The organism is uncultured Chloroflexus sp., from assembly GCF_937951745.1.
Lineage (GTDB): Bacteria > Chloroflexota > Chloroflexia > Chloroflexales > Chloroflexaceae > Chloroflexus.
The window spans coordinates 23,593-42,946 of record NZ_CALFBQ010000051.1; the positions used below are offsets into that span (position 1 = coordinate 23,593).

Here is a 19,354-nt window from a genome sequence, read left to right on the forward strand (position 1 = left end):
AGGAGCAATTCCTGCCGCTGTGGGTTCGCTTTTGCTGAGAACACTGGTTTCGCCCGGTACGAGTGGTGAGGAACGCCAATGCATTTCGTGGTTCTAACCATCGACGGCAACCATCGTCCGGCGCTGCTGGCAGCCGCCGACCGCCTGCGCCGCGAGCATAAGGTCGCGTTGACGCTGGCGGTGTACGATGCGGCTACGTTACGCGACGCCGCCGGATGGGCCCAGCTCGATCGCGATCTAGCCAAAGCGGATTTTGTTTTCGGCGCGCGCCTGTTTAGCGAGGATTTGGTGCGCCCGCTGGCCGACCGGCTGGCTCACCTCGATAAGCCGACTTTGATCATTACCTCTAACCCGGCACTGATCCGCTGTACCCACATCGGTGGATTTTCGCTGCGCCGCGAGCACGATAACGAGCCGGGGCCGATCCGGCGCTGGGTGCAGAAGCTGCGCCCGCAAGGCGGGGCTGGTGAGGCCCGCCGCCAGTTGGCGATCTTGCGCAACCTGAGCAAGGTGCTAAAGGTGATCCCCGGCACCTCGCGCGATCTCTATACCTATATCACCAGCCACCAGTATTGGCTCAATGCTTCGCCGGAAAATCTCTACCGCTTGCTCTGCGTGCTGATTGCACGCTATGGCCCGCAGCCGCGGCCTAAACTACCCCAGCTCGACCCGCTGAGCTATCCCGATACAGCGCTCTACCATCCCGATGCGCCCAACCTATTCGCATCGCTCAACGATTACCGACGCTGGCGCGGCAAACGGATTCCCAATGGCGGCAGCGTTGGCATCCTCACCTTGCGCACGGTGGTACTGAGCGGGAATACGCCCCATATTGACGCACTGGCCCGCGCCATTGAGGCCCGCGGTCTCGAAGCGCGCGTCGCGTATGCTTCTGGTCTTGATATGCGCCCGCTGCTTGAGAAGGAACTGGCTGATGTTGATGTGCTGGTGAACGCAACTGGCTTCGCGCTGGTCGGTGGACCCGCCGAGAGCCAGCCCCAGCAAGCTGCCGAGGCGCTGACCCGGTTTGACCGGCCGTATTTCGGGCTAGTTCCGCTCGCCTTTCAGCGGATCGATGATTGGCGCACCGATGATAACGGTCTGGTGCCGGTGCAGCAGGCGTTGAGCGTGGCTATTCCCGAACTGGAAGGCGCTGCCGAGCCGATCATCTTTGGCGGGCCGGCTGCCGATGGCCAGCGCTTTGCCCCCGCTCAAGCCGAGATCGAACAGATTGCCGACCGAGTCGCGCGCCGGGTGGCGCTGCGCCGGATACCTAACGCGCAGAAACGCTTGGCAGTGGTGATCTACAACTTCCCGCCCTCGTTGGGGACGGTTGGCACCGCTGCGTATCTCGATGTGTTTGCTAGCCTCTTTAACGTGTTGCAGGCGCTGGCTGCTGATGGCTACCGGGTTGAGGTTCCTGCCAGCGTTGATGAGTTGCGCCGCCTGTTGTTGGCCGATGGTCCGGCCTACGGGGCCGACGCCCATATCGCCGATTGGCTCAGCCCCGATGAGTATCGCCGCCTCTTCCCGGCTTACACCGAGATCGAACCGTATTGGGGGCCGGCGCCGGGTGAATTGTGGCGCGATAACCGCGGCATCCGCATCCTTGGCCGCCAGTTTGGCAATGTCTTTATCGGCGTGCAGCCCAGCTTTGGCTACGAGCGCGATCCGATGCGGTTGCTGCTCGCGAAAGATGCTGCGCCGAATCATGCCTTCGCCGCGTTTTATACGTGGCTGACGCATAAGTTCCGTGCCGATGCGGTCATACACCTCGGCACCCACGGCGCGATGGAGTTTATGCCGGGTAAGCAGGTTGGCCTGAGCGCACGCTGTTGGCCCCTGCGCCTGATCGGGCCGCTGCCCAACTTTTATGTGTACAGTGTCAATAATCCAAGCGAAGCGGCGATCGCTAAACGACGCGGCGCGGCGACACTGGTGAGCTACCTTGTGCCGCCGGTGCAGCAGGCTGGTCTCTACAAAGGGCTGCGCGCGCTGCGCGATGCAATCGAGCAATACGAGCGCAACCCCGATCCGGCGCTGGTGGCCGATCTGCGCGATCGGGCGGCACAACTGGGCATTCCGATGGAGGCCAGCGGCGATGATTATGCTGATGTCGCTGGTTTGGCCCACGAGTTGCTACGCATCGAGCAGCGCATGATCCCGCTCGGTTTGCACGTGCTCGGCCAACCGCCCGCCCCTGCCGAGCTGGCCGACTTCTTGCTGCTGTACGCCAGTTTGCAGCCCGATGGCGGCTTGCCGGCCCTGATTGCGCGCGGGATGGGGATCGACTACCAGCAGCTTTGTCGCCGGCTGAGCAGCGATCTCGCCGCCCAGAATCAGATGCGCGAGATTGAAAGCCGGGGTCGCGCGGCGATGTTGGCCTACGCTGAAGCGCCTGATCCCGATACGGGCGCCCGTGCAGCCGCTGCCCAATTGACCGATCTGGTTCCTGCCTCGGCACTACGCCCACTTTGGCCAAAGTTGGCCGAACTGCGCAACGGCCTGCTCGCCAACCACGAGCTGCGCAACTTGTTGCACGGCCTACGCGGCGGTTTCATTCCACCCTCACCTAGCAACGACGCGGTACGCAACCCGGCGGTGTTGCCCACCGGCCGTAATCTGTTTGCACTCGATCCCTACCGGGTTCCAACACCGGCAGCTATGCAGCGCGGCGAGGCTTTGGCAAACGAGCTATTGGACCGGCTGCGCGCCGAGCAGGGGGCATGGCCGCAGAGCATCGCCATCGTGCTGTGGGGCACCGACAACCTCAAGAGTGATTGCGAAGGGGTAGCGCAAGTGTTGGCGCTGATCGGCGCCCGCCCAGTGATCGATGAATTGGGCAACGTGGCCGATATTGCCCTCCGGCCATTAGCTGAGCTGGGCCGCCCGCGCATTGATGTGGTGGTGACAGTGAGCGGCATCTTCCGCGATCTGCTCGGCAACCAGATGCGCTTGATTGACCGCGCCGCCTATCTCGCGGCAGCGGCTGATGAACCGCCGGAATGGAATTTCGTGCGCGCCCACGCGCAAGCACAAATGGCTGAGAGCAGCGTCACACTGGAAGAAGCGGCTATCCGCGTCTTCGCTAACGCTCCCGGCAGCTATGGCGCGAACGTCAACTTCCTCGTCGAGAGCGGCACGTGGGAAAGCGAGGATCAACTGAGCGACGCCTTCCTCGCACGCAAGAGCTTTGTCCGCACCGCCAACGGCCAATGGCGCGAAGCGCGCGGTTTGCTCGAAGGGGCGTTGCGCCACGTACAGGCCACCTTCCAGAATATTGATAGTTTTGAGGTGGGCTTGACCGACATCGACAACTATTACGAGAACCTTGGCGGCATGGCCAAGAGCGTCGAACGAATCCGCGGTGAAGCGCCACCCATACTGGTCGCTGATGCAATCAGCGCCCCGGGGTCTAGCCGTGTGGCCTCCATCGAGACCATGCTGCGGCTGGAAACCCGCGCCAAGCTGCTCAACCCGAAATGGCATGAGGCGATGCTGGCCCACGGCTTCGCCGGCGTGCGCGAAATCGAGGCCCGCGTTGGACACACCTACGGCTGGAGTGCCACCGCCAACGCGGTCGAAGATTGGGTCTACGACGAGATCGCTGCCACCTACGCGCTCGATGATGCGATGCGCGAGCGTATGGCTGCGCTGAACCCAGCCGCTGCCGCCGGCGTCGTGCGCCGGCTGCTCGAAGCCGCCGGACGCGGCTTCTGGGCCGCCGACGAAGCCACCCTCAATCGTCTGCAAGAGATTTACCACGATCTTGAAGATCGGCTCGAAGGCATTACCGAAGAGAGGAGTGTGGGATGAGCTGGTTCAAAATGATACGTCTTGGCATGCTACATGTAGCCGTTGCTATCAGTCTGGTACCGATCACTGGCGTGCTCAACCGGATTATGATCTACGAGCTGGGCATCATGGCCAGCGTCGTCGCGGCGCTGATCATCCTGCCACACCTCTTCTCACCGATACAGGTCATCATTGGCCAGTTCTCTGACCGGCATCCAATCTGGGGCTATCGCCGCACACCTTATATCGCACTCGGCATTTTGCTCTGCGTTGTTGGGGCAGCGTTGACCCCGTTTGCCGCCTTCGCGATGGACGCCAATTTCTGGCCGGGGTTGATGCTGGCACTGCTCATCTTTGGTATGTGGGGCATTGGCTTCAACACCGCTGTCGTCTCATACCTCTCGCTGGCGAGCGATATGTCGCCCTCGCACCTGCGCTCGCGCACGATTGCCATCATGTGGTTCATGATGATCACCGCCGTGATCGGCACCGCGATCGGGGCCGGACGGGCGCTGGAGCACTACACCCCCGAACGGCTGATTGAGGTGTTCGCGATCGCTGCTGGGATTGCGCTCACGATCGGCACCCTTGGCTTGATCGGCCTTGAACCGCGCAACGCCACCCCGGTCAGCCACGAAGAGCGCCATAGCGCTGCCGACTCGGTGCGCACAGTGCTCGGCGATCCGCTGGCACGCCGGTTCTTTATCTATCTGATGTTCATGCTGGCTGCTATTCTCGGTCAAGATGTGCTACTCGAGCCGTATGGCGCACAGGCGTTCGGTCTCAGCGTGCGCGAGACCACCCAGTTGACCGCGATATGGGGCGGCGCGACGCTACTGGCACTGCTTTTGCACGGTATCTTCTTTAGCCGCTGGCTGACCAACAAGCGCGGGGCGATGTTGGGCGGGGTCATTGCCGCTACCGGCTTGACCCTGATTGCGCTTAGCGGCATCCTGCACATCCAACCACTGTTTGTACCGGCAATCGCGCTCCTCGGCTTCGGCACCGGCATTGCCACGGCGACCAACCTTGCCCTCATGCTCGATATGACCACGCCGCAGCAAGTTGGCCTCTTCATCGGCGCGTGGGGCGTCGCTGATGCGGCGGCGCGCGGCTTAGGCAACTTGCTGGCCGGCATCATTCGCGATCTCGCCGCCCTTGTCGTTGGCCCCACTGGTGCCTACGCCACGGTCTTCTTAATCGAAGCACTTATCCTATGCACCGCGTTGGTCATGCTACGCGCGATTGATGTCAGCGCCTTCCGCAGCCAGCGTCGCGAGCTGGGCCAATTGGTAGCGGTGATCGGCGATGCATAGAAAAGTATAGAAATACACAGATTTTGAAACGAAATAGGAGTATAATAAGACAGCCCGCGCCATTGCAACGGCGCACCGGCGCGGGTGTACTGGGCCATTTGCTGCCACAGCCCGGTTGGATGGAGGAGATCGTCACACTGTTACCGTAAAAGCCTTGCAGAGCAAAGGATCAGGCGTATGAATCTGTTCCTTGCCGGTCTCGATCACACAACCGCGCCGGTCGAGATTCGCGAACAGCTTGCTTTCAGTCAAACTGATTTGCCATCAGCATTGATGCAACTGACCAATCCCGACAACGGCGCTGCGCCACTCTTTACCGAGGCCGTCATTCTCTCGACGTGTAACCGCGTTGAGATCTACGGGGTTGCTAGTCCGGGCACTACTGCCCAACACGTGGTTGATTTTCTAGCCACGTTTCACCGGCGACCTGCCGATGCGTTCGTCCACACGCTTTACTTCTATCAGGGAGAAGCGGTTGCTCGCCATCTGTGCGCCACGGCAGCCGGTCTCCGCTCGCTGGTGCTCGGCGAAGCCCAGATTCAGGGTCAGGTGCGTACCGCTTACGAAGCAGCGCAACGGATCGGTAGTGTTGGCTCGATCTTGCATCGCTTGTTTCAGATTGCCTTGGTCGCCGGCAAGCGGGTGCGCCACGAAACGACCATCGGCAAAGGTGCGGCAAGTGTATCGCAGGCCGGGGTTGAATTAGCTAGGCGCCGGCTCGGCGATCTGCGCGGGCGCGAAGTGTTGCTGATCGGCGGCGGCGAAGTGAGCGAACTGGCGGCGCAGAATTTGATCGCTAACGGCGCTGACCGGTTGACGATCGTCAATCGCACGTCGTCCCGCGCCGCGGCGCTGGCCGAGCGCTACGGTGCCGAGATGCTCGATTTCGGCGCGTTGCCCGAAGCCCTTGCTCGCGCTGATATTGTCATTAGCTCGACTGCGGCGCCGGTGCCAATCATCTATCGCCACCATGTGATCGAGGCGCTTGACCACAAGCTGCGCGTTCGCGCTTGTGGCGATTGCGATCCGCCAGCGATGTTGTTGATCGATCTGGCCGTGCCGCGCGATATTGCCGCCGACGTCGCCACCGTGCCCGGCGTCCATCTCTTTACGGTCGATGATCTGCGCGAGGTGGTCAGCCATACGATCGAGCTGCGCAGCGCAGTGATTGAGATTGCCCAGAAGATTGTCGAAGAGCAGGTGCAGGAGTTCCTCGACTGGATGCGCACCCAAGAGGCGTTGCCGGTGTTGACGATGTTGCGCCAGCGCGCCGAGGAGGTGCGCAACGAGGAATTGGCGCGCGCACTGCGCCGGCTGAACAATCTTTCCCCCGAACAGCAGGCCGTCATCGAGGGCTTGTCACGCAGTATCGTCAATAAGCTGCTGCACCCACCCACCCGCTGCTTGCGCGAAGCTGCCGCGCACGGTCAGGGCAAGCGCTATGCAACCATTCTCGCCGAATTGTTTAACCTCGAACATGTAGGTGAACGAACCGCGAGCATGGTAGGAAATACGGAACCATCGTAACCAAGAATCCGGTATTGGCCATTGATACGTATGTCATTGCGAGCCGAGCGTAGCGAGGCGCAGCAATCTCTCGTCCACCGGCCTGTCCGATTTATGTAGTCGCGAGAGTTTGTTTGCAGAGGTGTAGCGTCGCTATGCCCTCCTGCGCAACGACACGACGGCGTACAGCATATGTTGGTGACGTTACCTTAGCACTTTGCGAGGAAGTATGGCACGCTTGCTTCTTGGCACCCGCGGCTCGGCGCTGGCCCGCACCCAATCAGAGTGGGTGGCGCATGCGCTCCGCGCTGCCTTCCCCGACCTTGTGGTGGAACTGCGAATTATTTCAACGACCGGCGACCGGGTGCTTGATGTGGCTTTAGCGGCAGTCGGCGACAAAGGGCTGTTTGTGAAGGAGTTGGAGCAGGCGCTGTTGGCTGGCGAGGTTGATCTGTGCGTGCATAGCGCCAAAGATATGCCGACCGAGACGCCAGAAGGTTTGGTGCTGGCGGCGTTTCCAGTGCGGGAAGACCCGCGTGACGCGCTGGTGCTGCGTCACGCGGGTATGGGTTCCGATCTGCATACGCTGCCTCAAGGCGCGCGAGTTGGCACATCGAGCCTGCGCCGCGCCAGCCAGTTGCGCTATCACCGGCCCGATCTGCAACTGGCCGATGTGCGCGGCAATGTCGATACCCGCCTGCGCAAACTGGCTGAAGGCCAATACGACGCGCTGATTCTGGCTACCGCCGGTCTGCGCCGGTTGGGGTTGTGGGATGGTACGCCCGGCGCAACAATCGGTGAAGCTGTGGTGTATCCACTCGATCCGTTGGTGATGCTGCCGGCAGTGTCGCAAGGCATTTTGGCAATCGAGACCCGCACTGCTGATTCTGCTACCCGCGCCTTCGTTGCGGCCCTCGACGATCCGGCAGCACGTGCAGCGGCGCTGGCCGAACGCGCCTTGCTGCGCCGGCTTGAAGGTGGTTGCCAAGTGCCGGTAGCGGCCCACGCGGCTGTCACCGAGAGCGGTCTGCGCTTGCGCGGCATGATCGGCGCGCTCGACGGGAGCGCGTTGGTCTTCGCCGAACAGACCGGCGCTACCGAGCAAGCCGAAGCGCTAGGCATTGCCGTGGCAGAAGCGTTGCTGGCCCAAGGCGGCGAAGCCATTCTGGCCGTGATCCGCAGCCAGTTGGAGGCGCGGCGATGAGCGCCCTCGCTGGTCGCCGGATTGCCATCACTCGCCCGGCTGGGCGCGGCGATACGTTAGCCGAGCGGTTGCGCGCGCTGGGTGCGATCCCGTTGCTGATGCCGTTGATTGCATACGCGCCGCCCACTGATCCGGCCCCGCTGCAACAGGCGCTGAGCCGGTTGGCCGCCGGCCAGTACGATTGGCTGGTCGTGACCAGTCGCCAAGCTGTACAAGCGTTGGCTGACGCAGTTGTGCCCGCTACCACCGCAATCGCCGCCGTCGGCAAGGGCACGGCTGCTGATTGCCGGCGGGTCTGGGGGCGTGAGCCGACCAGCGTGCCTGATGAGGAACTCGGCGCGGCCTTGCCCCAAGCGATGGGCAATCTTGCCGGGATGCGCGTGTTGCTGCCTTGCGCCGACATCGCGCCTCCCAGCTTGACCGAAGCCTTGCAAGCGGCGGGGGCGAGCGTTGATCGCGTCACTGCGTACCACACCATCGCCGGCCCCGGCGCTACCAATCTTGCCGCCGCCCTCGACCGCGGCGAAGTCGATGCAATTGTCTTGGCCAGTGGCTCGGCAGTACGCCAGTTGCGCGCGCTGATCCCGCCGCACACCCAGCCGCCGGCGTTGGTTTGCATCGGCCCTAGTACGGCGGCGGTCTGCGCTGCTATCGACCTGCCAGTAGCTGCTGTTGCCGAGCGGCCTAACGATGATGCGCTCATCACTGCGCTGGAGCAGGCATTGATTGGGCAAGGATTCGCCCGGCCCTGAAAGGCCGGGATCGTGAATGCAACCCCCGCTGGGGGAGGGGCTAGGGGTGGGGGTCACCCCAAGCGGGCTGGCGGCAAATGAGCAGAAAGCTTCTACAGATTGTACGACTACGGTTCTCTAAAATCACGGAGTGAACCCATGGAAACGCTCTCGTCACGAACGCCGTTAACGAACGGCACCGCCAACCATCTGCCAACGCCGGTGCAACGTCCGCGCCGGTTGCGCATCAGTCCCGCGCTACGCGATCTGGTGCGTGAAACCCGGCTGACGCCCTCGCAACTGATCGCGCCAATCTTTGTCCGTCACGGGCACGATCTGCGGGTTACCATTCGCTCGATGCCCGGCCAGTACCAGATGTCGCCCGACCAAGCCGCACGCGAGGCGCTTGAGCTAGCTGCTCGCGGTATTCGCGCCATCTTACTGTTTGGTATTCCGGCACGTAAAGATTCCTGTGGCAGTGAGAACCTTGATCCCGATGGGATTGTTCCCCAAGCGATTCGGGCAATCAAAGACGCTGTACCGGGCATGGTCGTGATCAGCGATATGTGCTTCTGCGAATACACCCATCACGGTCACTGCGGTGTGCTCAATTCGCCTGACCGCAGCGATTTCCAACCGCAGCTCGGCGAAGGTTATTTGCTCAACGATGCCACCCTCACCCTCCTCGCCGAAGCATCGGTTGTCCATGCCCGCGCCGGCGCCGACATCATTGCACCGTCCGGCATGATCGACGGGATGGTCGCCACGATTCGTACTGCACTTGATACGGCTGGGCTTAGCCACGTCTCGATTATGAGCTACGCCGCCAAATATGCCAGCGGGTTCTACGGCCCCTTCCGCGATGCCGCCGAAAGCCCGCCCCAATTCGGCGACCGCAGCCAGTACCAGATGGATCCGGCTAATGCTCGCGAGGCGCTACGCGAAGTCGATCTCGATGTGGCCGAAGGCGCCGATATTCTCATGGTCAAGCCGGCGCTAGCTTACCTCGACATTATTCGCCAAGTGCGCGACCGCCATACCTTGCCACTGGCCGCCTACCAAGTCAGCGGTGAGTACAGTATGGTCAAGGCGGCTGCCTTGCAAGGCTGGCTCGATGAACAGCGCATCGCGCTTGAGACGTTGACTGCCATTCGCCGCGCCGGGGCCGATATGATTATCACCTATTGGGCCAAAGAGGCGGCAGAGTGGCTGGGTTAGATAGATGCTGCTGAGCGAGGACAAGCGTTCGCTGCGGTCATTCTGAAACAGTGAGGAGTCTATGCGAGATCGTTTCCTGCGCGCATGCCGCCGCCAACCGGTTGATCGCACCCCGATTTGGCTGATGCGCCAAGCGGGCCGCTATATGCCCGAATACCGCGCCGTGCGCGAGCGCTACGGCTTTTTGCAGATGGTGAAGACACCGGAAGTAGCCGCCGAGGTGACACTGCAACCGATACGGGCCTTTGGGGTTGACGCAGCGATCATCTTCGCCGATATTTTGCCGCCGCTCGAAGGGTTGGGCTTTCGGCTTACGTATGAAAAGGGTGAGGGGCCGGTGATCCATAACCCGATCCGCCAGCCACGTGATGTCGCTGGCCTCCATAGCAGCGATCCGCGCGAGACGGTTGCCTACACGCTCACCGCTCTGCGGCTGGTGAAGCGCGAATTGAACGGCTTGCCGCTGATCGGCTTTAGCGGTGCACCCTTTACGTTGGCGAGCTACGCCATCGAAGGCGGCGGCTCGAAAGAGTATCGCTTGACCAAGCGCTTTATGTACGAGCAACCGGCGGCGTGGCACGACTTGATGGAACGGCTGAGCCAACTGGTGGCCGAATACTTGATCGCGCAGGTCGAGGCCGGCGCCGACGCGGTGCAGATCTTTGATAGCTGGGCCGGCGCACTCGCGCCGGCCGACTACCGGGCCTTTGTGCTGCGCCATACCCAGAACGTGGTCGCGACTATTCGCGCCCGCCTCGGCGAAGCCGCGCCACCGATCATCTACTTCGGCACCGATATGGCCGGCCTCGCCGGCGAATTGCGCCAGATCGGGGCCGATGTGCTCGGCGTTGATTGGCGAATCGATCTCGATGTGGCGTGGGCGCAGTACGGGTACGAGCATGCGGTGCAGGGCAATCTCGACCCCATGACCCTCTTTGCGCCACGCGAATTGATTGCGGCCCGCGCCCGCGAGATTTTGCAACGTGCCGCCGGTCGCCCCGGCCACATCTTCAACCTCGGTCATGGCATTTTGACCGAAACGCCGGTCGATCACGTGCGCTATCTGGTCGAGTTCGTCCAGTCGTTCCCCTTGCCCACCGAAGCACCTGCGTTAGAGGAGGTTATGGAATGAGCGTCACCACCGAGCGCTACGCTCGCTCGCAAGCCAATTTTGCCGCTGCCCAAGCCGTTATTCCCGGCGGGGTCAATTCGCCAGTGCGCGCCTTCCGTGGCGTCGGCGGCACGCCGATCTTTTTCGATCGCGGGCAGGGGGCGTATGTTTGGGATGTCGATGGTAATCGCTACATCGACTATGTGCTCTCGTGGGGGCCGCTGCTGCTCGGTCATGCTGACCCAGCAGTGGCACAGGCGATTGCCGAACAAGCCCAGCGCGGCACCAGTTTCGGCGCACCAACCGAACTCGAAACCGAGCTAGCCCGGCTGGTAATCGAGCTGGTGCCGTCAATCGAACAGATCCGCTTTGTCAATAGCGGTACCGAAGCCACGATGAGCGCCTTGCGGCTGGCCCGTGCCGCCACCGGTCGCCGCCTGATCGTCAAGTTTACCGGCTGCTACCACGGTCATGCCGATATGCTGCTAGTGCAAGCCGGCAGCGGTGTCGCCACCCTTGGCCTGCCTGACAGCCCCGGCGTGCCGCCTGCCGTCGCCGCTGAGACGATCACCGTCGAGTACAACGATCTCGACGCAGTAGCAACCCTCTTCGCCAATCGCGGCCACGAGATTGCTGCTGTTATCGTCGAGCCTATCGCCGCCAATATGGGGTTCGTTCTCCCCAAACCCGGCTTCCTCAGCGGCTTGCGCGAAATCACGCAGCGCCACGGTGCCATCTTTATTCTCGACGAGGTGATGACCGGCTTTCGCGTTGCCCCCGGCGGCGCGCAGGCATTGTGGGGGCTTGACCCCGATCTGACCTGTTTGGGGAAAGTGATCGGCGGCGGCCTACCGGTCGGCGCGTATGCCGGCAAACGTCAATACATGCAACTGGTCGCACCGGCAGGGCCGATGTACCAAGCTGGCACCCTCAGCGGCAATCCACTGGCGATGATCGCCGGTTTGACCACACTGCGCACGGCATTCGCCAATGATGGTACTGCGTTCGAACGGGCTGTCACGCTGACTACCAATCTCGCCAACGGCCTGCGCGAACTGGGAACCCGCTACCGCATCCCGTTGCAAGTCGGTAGCGTCGGCACCATGTTCGGCTGCTACTTCCTGCGCCATCCCGACGCCCAGATCACCAACTACGCCGAAGCTAAGGCCAACGCCGACACCCAACGCTACGCCCGCTTCTTCTGGGCAATGGCGGAACGCGGCGTCTACTTGGCACCGTCGCAGTTTGAAGCCGGCTTCGTTAGTACTGCGCATACCAGCGCTGACATCGACCAGACACTGGCGGCAGTGGAAGAGGCCTTCGCGCAGATGTGAAAGGCAACAAAAGATTACGCAAAGGCGCAGAGAGCGCGAAGAAAGGGAAGGTTTTGTGGTAATCACCCAATTGAGGCGGGCAGCAGATTGTGGAGCCACGGTAGGGCTACGGGGTGAAACACCTTCCCACCTTTGCGTTTACAGCATGCCTTAAAGGAGAAGAGAAATGACCGTAACCGACACTCGGATAATCGTGCATGACTTAATGCGCGATGGTCAACAACGGCTCTGCACTGCGTTTGAAGCGACCGATGGTCAACAACGCTTTATTGCCCAAACTTGGGAACGGCCCGGCGGCGGCGGTGGTACGGCCCGTGTTATGACTGAAGGTGCCGTCTTCGAGCGCGCCGGCGTCAATGTTTCGGCAGTCTACGGCGAAGAGGTACCGCCGAGCATCTGGCAGCACCGCCCATCAACTCGCGGCCAGCCCTACTTCGCCACCGGCATCTCGATGGTGTTACACCCGCGTAATCCCTACGTACCGGCGTTTCATGCCAACTTCCGCTACTTCGAGGCCGGCGACGATTGGTGGTTCGGCGGCGGCATGGATCTGACACCGAGCTACGGCTTTGAAGAAGACGCCCGCCACTTTCACGTCACGCTGCGCGACTACTGCACCCGCCACCCAATCGCCGACTATCAAACGATGAAAGAGACCTGTGATCGCTATTTCTACCTCAAGCATCGTAATGAAATGCGCGGCATCGGCGGCATCTTCTTCGACGATCTCCACCCGGAAGGGCCAGACGGCTTCGAGCGCGCGTTTGCGTTCGTCAGCGACGGGATCACCACTATTCTCGACGCCTACCTGCCAATTGTACGCCGGCGGATGCACACCCCTTACGGCGAGCGCGAACGCTCGTGGCAGCTCTATCGGCGCGGCAGGTACGTCGAATTTAACCTGATCTACGACCGCGGCACGCTGTTTGGCTTGCAAACCAGCGGCAACATTGAGGCCATCTTGATGTCGCTGCCGCCGCTGGCCCGCTGGGAATTCAATTTTCAGCCTGAACCCGGATCGCCTGAGGCAGCGATGGCCGAATTCCTTAAACCACGCGATTGGGCGGTCCTGTAGGGCCACACGGCGACGCGGCTCGATCAAGCCACACTGCGGTACCTCTTGGTGGAGCCGCACCGCAGTGTGGCTCCACCATCAATCGCTATTACCTCCTATGCACCAATTTTGCACTGGATTTGTTTATACTTCACCTTGTTGCTTTTTATGCTACAATGTTATTAAAGTCAGTAGTTCCAAATCGGCACTACACCCTGCGAGGAGGCGCTATGCACAAGGCGAGCACCATCCGCGAGGATGGCCTCTACCACTCGTTCTGCGGCTTAGTTAGCGTCGGCTGGCTCTACCAGAAGATCAAGGATAGCTTCTTCCTCATCCTTGGCACCCACACCTGCGCCCACCTGCTCCAAAATACGCTCGGCGTAATGATCTTCGCCCGCCCGCGCTTTGCCGTCTCATTGCTCGAAGAAGCCGATCTCAGTTCGTCGCAGCCTAATATTTCGGCCCAAATCGAAGAGATCAAGCGCGAGCACCATCCTTCGGTAATCTTTTTGCTCTCGTCATGCACACCCGAAGTGATGAAGGTGGAGTTTGAAGGGTTAGCGGCCTCGGTCAGCACTCCCGAAGTGCCGGTGCTGTTCGTACCCGCCTCCGGCCTCGACTATACCTTCTCGCAGAGCGAGGATTCGGTCTTGCAGGCCCTCATCCCGTTCTGCCCGCCGGCCCCGCCCGAAGATAAGCGCGTCGTTTTCCTCGGCTCGGTCAACGACGCGATTGCCGATGACTTTTCGCTCGAAGCGGCCCGGCTGGGCATTCCGGTGGCCGGTTTCTTGCCCGCGAGCCATTTTACCGAGCTGCCGCCGATCGGGCCGGGCACCGTCATCGCTCCACTCCAACCCTACTTGCACAAAACCGCGACCCAACTGCGCAACGAGCGCGGTTGCACAGTGCTTTCCTCGCTCTTTCCATTCGGCCCCGACGGTACCCGCCGCTTCTGGGAAGATTTGGCCGCCCAGTTTGGTATGAAGGTCGATCTGAGCGATCGCGAGGCGGCGGCGTGGGAGCGTATCAAGCGCCATACCGATCTGTTGCGCGGCAAGAAGATTTTCTTCGCCAGCGATACCCTGATGGAGCTGCCGCTGGCGCGCTTCCTCAAGGCGTGCGGCGCCGAGGTGGTCGAGTGCTCGACTCCCTATATTAACCGCCGCTTCCACGCTGCCGAGCTGGCTGCGCTGGAAGGCGTGCGGCTGGTCGAACAGGCCAATTTCCATCGCCAGTTGCGCACCATCGCCGAAACCAAACCCGATCTGATTATCTCGAATATCATCACCACCAACCCGCTGGTTGGTCAAGGCGTGGTCGCCAAGTGGGGCACCGAGTACTGCTTCTTGCCGATCCACGGCTGGGCCGGCGTCAATGCGCTAGTGACGTCGTTCACCCGTGCGCTCGAACGCCACGCCAAGCTCGATCCGCTCGGCGCTGACCCGATCTGGTTAACCGGTATGATGCCTAGCTCCCCCGGTGGCGTCATCTCGTTGCAGTCCTAAAGGAGACAATCCATGCGGCTAGCCTATTGGATGTACGAGGGCACGGCCCATCACGGCGTTGGCCGGATTGCCAATAGCATGCGTAATGTCCACGCCGTCTTTCACGCTCCACAGGGCGACGATTATGTCAATGCGATTTTCGCGATGCTTGATCGCACGCCCAACTTTCCGGCGATGACGACCAGCGTGGTTAGCGGCACCGATCTGGCCCGCGGCACGATCCGCTTGCCCGAAACGCTCAAGCAAGTGGAAGAGCGCGTCCGCCCCGATTTGATCGTGGTGGTGGCCTCATGCTCGACGATCTTGCTGCAAGAGAATCTAGAGATTGCCGCTAAGCATGCTGGCTTGCAGTGCGAGGTCATGGTCTACGACGCCAACCCGTACCGCATGCAAGAGATTGTCGCCGCCGAGAGCCTGTTTACCGATCTGGTTAAGCGGTTTGCCCAACCCCAACCTCGCACCGAGCACCCGACCGTCAATATTCTTGGCCCGGCTTCGCTCGGCTTCCACGCCCGCCACGATCTGATTAGCCTGCGCCGCATGCTCAAGACGCTCGGCATCGAGGTGAATGTGGTTGCGCCGTGGGGGGCCACGATTGATGATCTGCGCCGGTTGCCCGCAGCGTGGCTGACGATCGCTCCCTACCGCGAGCTTGGCCTGCGCGCTGCAACCTATCTCGAAGAGCAGTTTGGCGTGCCGGCTCTGCTCGATGCACCGATCGGCGTCCAACCTACCTTGCGCTGGATCGAGCGTCTGCGCGAGTTGTTGGCCCAAGCCGGCGTCACTATTCCCATGCCGCCGTTGACTGCCTTCTCGCTCGATGGCATGTCGGCTCCCTCCGCTGTGCCATGGCTGGCCCGCACCGCCGATATGGATAGCTTCTCGGGTAAACCAGCGTTCGTGTTCGGCGACGCAACCCACGTAGTTGGGATTACCCGCTTCCTCAGCGACGAGCTAGGTATGCCGATTGCCGGCGCCGGTACGTATGTCAAGCATCAGGCCGATTGGGTGCGCGAGCAGTTGGCCGGCTATGTCGATGATCTGCTCGTGACCGATGAGTTTCAGACGGTGGCAAACCGCATTGCCGAGCTGCGCCCTGAATTGGTCTGCGGCACTCAGATGGAGCGCCATACCTCGCGCCGCTACAATCTGAACTGTATGGTAATTTCGCCGCCGACCCACATCGAGAACCATTTGCTTGCCTATCGCCCCTTCCTCGGTTTCGATGGCGCCGATGTGATCGCCGATGAGGTCTACACGACCTGTACGCTCGGTATGGAGAAGCACCTGATTGATCTGTTTGGAGACGCCGGCCTTGATCTCCCCGAGCAGGCCAAAACCGCTGCACCGCCTGAACCGGCACCGGTGGCAGTTACTGTTGAGAGTCCGAAACCGGTCACTGAGCCGGTTGTCGCGACAGTGGCTGCACCAGCGACGGTTGCCGCTCCGGCCAGCGTCGCTCCGCCACCTGCCCCTGCCGCACCGGTCGATCCGGTTTGGGCCGCTGACGCGGAAGCAATGCTCAAGAAGGTACCATTCTTTGTGCGCGGACGGGTACGGGGGAATGTCGAGAAGTATGCGCGCCAGCACGGCCATGCCGTCATTACCGCCCAAGTGCTGCTGGCCGCCAAAGAGGAGCTTGGTGCATGAGCACTGCCCTTTCACCTAGAGCGCCGCGCCGACCCCAACCGCCGCGCCAGTTGGCCGAGATTGCGCTGCTGGCTCGCGACGAGCGGCTGGCTGGCCGGCCCAAGCTGTGCAGCGATTGCGGCATCTGCACCGGTGAGTTGCGCCCATTTATGGCGCAGAGCTGCGTCTTCGTTAACAACCGCGCTGAGGAGATCGAGCGCCGCTTGCACGGGCGTAACCGGCACGACGGCGACGAGTTGCTCTTCGGGATTTACCGCGAGCTGCGCGTCTTTCGTATGAATCCGCCGGTGCCTGATGCGCAATGGAGCGGTGCCGTTACTAGCCTCGGCGCGCTCTTGCTCGAACGCGGACTGGTGGAAGGAGTCGTTACCACCGCTGCCGCTCCCGGCACCCGCTTCGCGCCGTTGCCGATCCTTGCCCGCACCCCCGATGAGGTCCGGGCCACGCGCGGCAATAAGCCATGCCTTGCTCCTACGCTCGACATACTCACGCAGGTACGTCAGGCCGGTTTACGCCGGATCGCCTACATCGGCACCGGCTGCCAAGTCCATGCCTTGCGCGCGATCGAGGATCAGCTTGGCCTCGAGCGGCTCTACGTGATCGGGATTCCCTGCACCGACAACACGACCTATCCTGATTTACAACGCTTTTTACAGGTAGTCTCGCGCTCGCCAGAAACAGTCGTTCACCACGAGTTTATGCAGGATTTCCGCATCTGGCTTAAGCACGAAGACGGATCGATCGAGAAGGTTAACTTTGTCGATCTCGATGTTAGCAAACTCGGCGGCGAAATAGGGGTGTTTCCACCAGCCTGTTTGAGCTGCTTCGATTATCAGAACGGGCTGTCAGACTTGACTATCGGCTATATGGGGGCGCCGCTGCCGCCAACCGAACGTTGGCAATGGACACTCATCCGCACTGAGCGCGGGGCCGAATTGTATAACCTCTTGCGGCCCTACGTTGAAGAGCGCGCACCGATTAGTGGCGGCGACCGCACCCGCGGGATGCCGGTCTACATCCAGATGTTGCGCAAACCACCGCGACGGGCGCCGTGGATTATTCGACAGTTGGTTGCGTTCATCCAGCGCCGCAGCGGGCCAAAGGGCCTCGAATTCGCCCGCTCGGTGATTGAGATGAAGTTGCTGCGCAATCTGCAATTCGTGCGCGAACGGCATGGCCGGCTCGAACGTCGGATTGTGCCCGGTTACGTCTACCGTGCCTTGGCTCGCTACGCCGATGTCTATCGGCGCGAGTTTGGTCGTGAGTTAGAACCATCGGCTTAGGTGATTAGATAAGGCAGACGCAAAGTTGTCGCGCGACGGTCCAAGCATAGCATCAGAGCACTGATGATGCACCAAACAGCTATCTGCGCAGCTTTGCGTTATTACCCTTGGTTAGCGTTCGGTATTCGATGCCGGCATTGCCGGCCTACGAGAAGGAGTTGTTCATGTCCCTCATCCTCGCAATTTACGGCAAGGGTGGGATCGGCAAGTCGACCACCTCGGCCAACCTGTCGGCGGCTATGGCGCTCAAAGGCGCCAAAGTGCTCCAGATCGGTTGTGATCCAAAGCACGATAGCACTTTTCCACTTACCGGCCACCTCCAGCCGACCGTGATCGACGTGCTGGACAGCGTGAACTTCCATCTTGAAGATGTCAGCAAAGAGGACGTAATCCACACCGGCTTTGCCGGCGTTGATACACTCGAATCGGGCGGCCCTCCTGCCGGCAGCGGCTGCGGCGGCTATGTCGTCGGCGAGACGGTGAAGCTGCTGAAGGAGTTCGGCCTCTACGACAAGTACGATGTGATCGTCTTCGACGTGCTCGGCGACGTGGTGTGCGGCGGCTTCTCTGCTCCGCTCAACTACGCCGACTACGGCCTGATCATCGCCTGCAACGACTTCGACAGCATCTTTGCCGCTAACCGGCTCTGCCTCGCCATCGCGCAGAAGTCGCAGCGCCATAAAGTCAAGCTGGCCGGTATCGTTGCTAACCGGGTCGATTACGAATTCGGTGGCACTACCCTGCTCGACCAGTTCGCTGAGAAAGTCGGCACCAAGGTGATTGGGCGTGTGCCCTATCACGACCTCATCCGCCGCTCGCGCCTCGCCGGCAAGACGTTGTTCGAGATGGAGGGGCCGGGCAAAGAGGAATGCACCCGCCCCTTCGAGGAGATGGCCGAGTATCTGCTCGCTCAACCGCAGGCTACTGTCCCCAACCCTTACCACGACCGCGCCATCTTCGAGGCAATCGGCGGCTGGCGTTAGGAGCATTTGGCCCATTCGGAAAACAAAAAAGGCCACGGATGAGCACAGATGGTGACGGCTGCTCGCGGATCACTAGCCGTGCTAATCCGTCACATCCGTGCCAATCCGTGGTCTATTCAGAATATTGGCCACAGATTACAACCACTCACCATCCGAGGCGTGTTCGGGAATGAACTCTCATAAATCCCCAACTCGTTCCCCGGCTGCCTGATCGAGCAGCCAAGCCACTTGTCCGTTCACCGGCTGGATCAAGCGGGTTGGTTGTTCGAGTGGGTCGCTCGTCTCCGCCAACGCTGCTGCCACTGCTGCCGCTTTGTCGCTCCCACTAACGACAAACAACACTGTGCGGGCAGTGTTTAATGCCGCCGGCGTGAGACTCAGCCGCAACGGTGGCGGCTTTGGTGCATCGGGTACCACCACCACCAATCGGTCGGCCAACGCAGCTAATGTCGGATGGCGCGGAAAGAGCGAGGCGGTGTGACCATCTGGCCCCATCCCCAATACCACCAGATCAAATTGACCACCGTGCGCAGTCAGCAGTGCCGCCGTTTGTTGTTGGTAGATCGCCGCTGCCTGCTCAGGGTCGCGATAGTAGGTTGGCACCGGAAAAACCTGCTCGGCCTGCACCGGCACGTGATCGAGCAGCGTTTGGCGAGTGGCG

General features: G+C 61.4%; 14 protein-coding genes. 13 read left to right on the top strand and 1 reads right to left on the bottom strand.

All coding sequences use genetic code 11. From position 1 onward, the window contains the following. Positions 1-78: 78 nt before the first annotated feature. The 13 genes from Q1A59_RS12845 to bchL all read left to right on the top strand — a co-directional run bounded on the left by Q1A59_RS12845 (position 79) and on the right by bchL (position 18,693). Complete coding sequence (locus Q1A59_RS12845; protein ID WP_298406398.1) at positions 79-3,816, top strand: magnesium chelatase subunit H; 3,738 nt, start codon at positions 79-81, stop codon at positions 3,814-3,816. Further along, on the top strand, positions 3,813-5,111 hold the full coding sequence (locus Q1A59_RS12850; protein WP_298406397.1) for a BCD family MFS transporter: 1,299 nt from the start codon (positions 3,813-3,815) through the stop codon (positions 5,109-5,111). The genes Q1A59_RS12845 and Q1A59_RS12850 overlap by 4 nt, the downstream gene beginning before the upstream one ends. A gap of 177 nt (positions 5,112-5,288) precedes the next feature. Further along, complete coding sequence (gene hemA, locus Q1A59_RS12855) at positions 5,289-6,638, top strand: glutamyl-tRNA reductase (protein ID WP_298406396.1); 1,350 nt, start codon at positions 5,289-5,291, stop codon at positions 6,636-6,638. 208 nt (positions 6,639-6,846) lie between these two features. After that, the gene (gene hemC / locus Q1A59_RS12860) at positions 6,847-7,821 is read left to right on the top strand and encodes a hydroxymethylbilane synthase (RefSeq protein ID WP_298406395.1); all 975 of its coding nucleotides are present in this window, start codon (positions 6,847-6,849) and stop codon (positions 7,819-7,821) included. Beyond that, on the top strand, positions 7,818-8,573 hold the full coding sequence (locus Q1A59_RS12865) for a uroporphyrinogen-III synthase (RefSeq protein WP_298406394.1): 756 nt from the start codon (positions 7,818-7,820) through the stop codon (positions 8,571-8,573). The genes hemC and Q1A59_RS12865 overlap by 4 nt, the downstream gene beginning before the upstream one ends. Positions 8,574-8,711: 138 nt before the next feature. Further along, positions 8,712-9,770, top strand: coding sequence for a porphobilinogen synthase (gene hemB / locus Q1A59_RS12870; RefSeq protein WP_298406393.1), 1,059 nt, complete (start codon positions 8,712-8,714; stop codon positions 9,768-9,770). Between the two features lie 61 nt (positions 9,771-9,831). Further along, on the top strand, positions 9,832-10,902 hold the full coding sequence (gene hemE / locus Q1A59_RS12875; RefSeq protein WP_298406392.1) for a uroporphyrinogen decarboxylase: 1,071 nt from the start codon (positions 9,832-9,834) through the stop codon (positions 10,900-10,902). Continuing rightward, positions 10,899-12,215, top strand: a complete 1,317-nt coding sequence (hemL, locus tag Q1A59_RS12880; protein ID WP_298406390.1) for a glutamate-1-semialdehyde 2,1-aminomutase — start codon at positions 10,899-10,901, stop codon at positions 12,213-12,215. The genes hemE and hemL overlap by 4 nt, the downstream gene beginning before the upstream one ends. A 166-nt stretch (positions 12,216-12,381) precedes the next feature. Beyond that, positions 12,382-13,290, top strand: coding sequence for an oxygen-dependent coproporphyrinogen oxidase (hemF, locus tag Q1A59_RS12885; protein WP_298406388.1), 909 nt, complete (start codon positions 12,382-12,384; stop codon positions 13,288-13,290). 209 nt (positions 13,291-13,499) lie between these two features. Further along, the gene (bchN, locus tag Q1A59_RS12890) at positions 13,500-14,777 is read left to right on the top strand and encodes a ferredoxin:protochlorophyllide reductase (ATP-dependent) subunit N (RefSeq protein WP_298406386.1); all 1,278 of its coding nucleotides are present in this window, start codon (positions 13,500-13,502) and stop codon (positions 14,775-14,777) included. A gap of 12 nt (positions 14,778-14,789) precedes the next feature. Next, positions 14,790-16,427: a ferredoxin:protochlorophyllide reductase (ATP-dependent) subunit B gene (locus Q1A59_RS12895; protein ID WP_298482503.1), complete on the top strand. Its 1,638-nt coding sequence runs from the start codon at positions 14,790-14,792 to the stop codon at positions 16,425-16,427. Next, on the top strand, positions 16,424-17,710 hold the full coding sequence (locus Q1A59_RS12900; RefSeq protein ID WP_298405969.1) for a Coenzyme F420 hydrogenase/dehydrogenase, beta subunit C-terminal domain: 1,287 nt from the start codon (positions 16,424-16,426) through the stop codon (positions 17,708-17,710). Before Q1A59_RS12895 ends, Q1A59_RS12900 begins: the two co-directional genes overlap by 4 nt. Before the next feature lie 164 nt (positions 17,711-17,874). Beyond that, positions 17,875-18,693, top strand: a complete 819-nt coding sequence (gene bchL / locus Q1A59_RS12905; protein ID WP_298405967.1) for a ferredoxin:protochlorophyllide reductase (ATP-dependent) iron-sulfur ATP-binding protein — start codon at positions 17,875-17,877, stop codon at positions 18,691-18,693. A gap of 177 nt (positions 18,694-18,870) precedes the next feature. On the opposite strand, the gene pgl is transcribed toward bchL, so the two are convergent. Beyond that, positions 18,871-19,354: 6-phosphogluconolactonase (gene pgl / locus Q1A59_RS12910; protein ID WP_299645087.1), on the bottom strand; the 484-nt coding region annotated here is incomplete at its 5' end.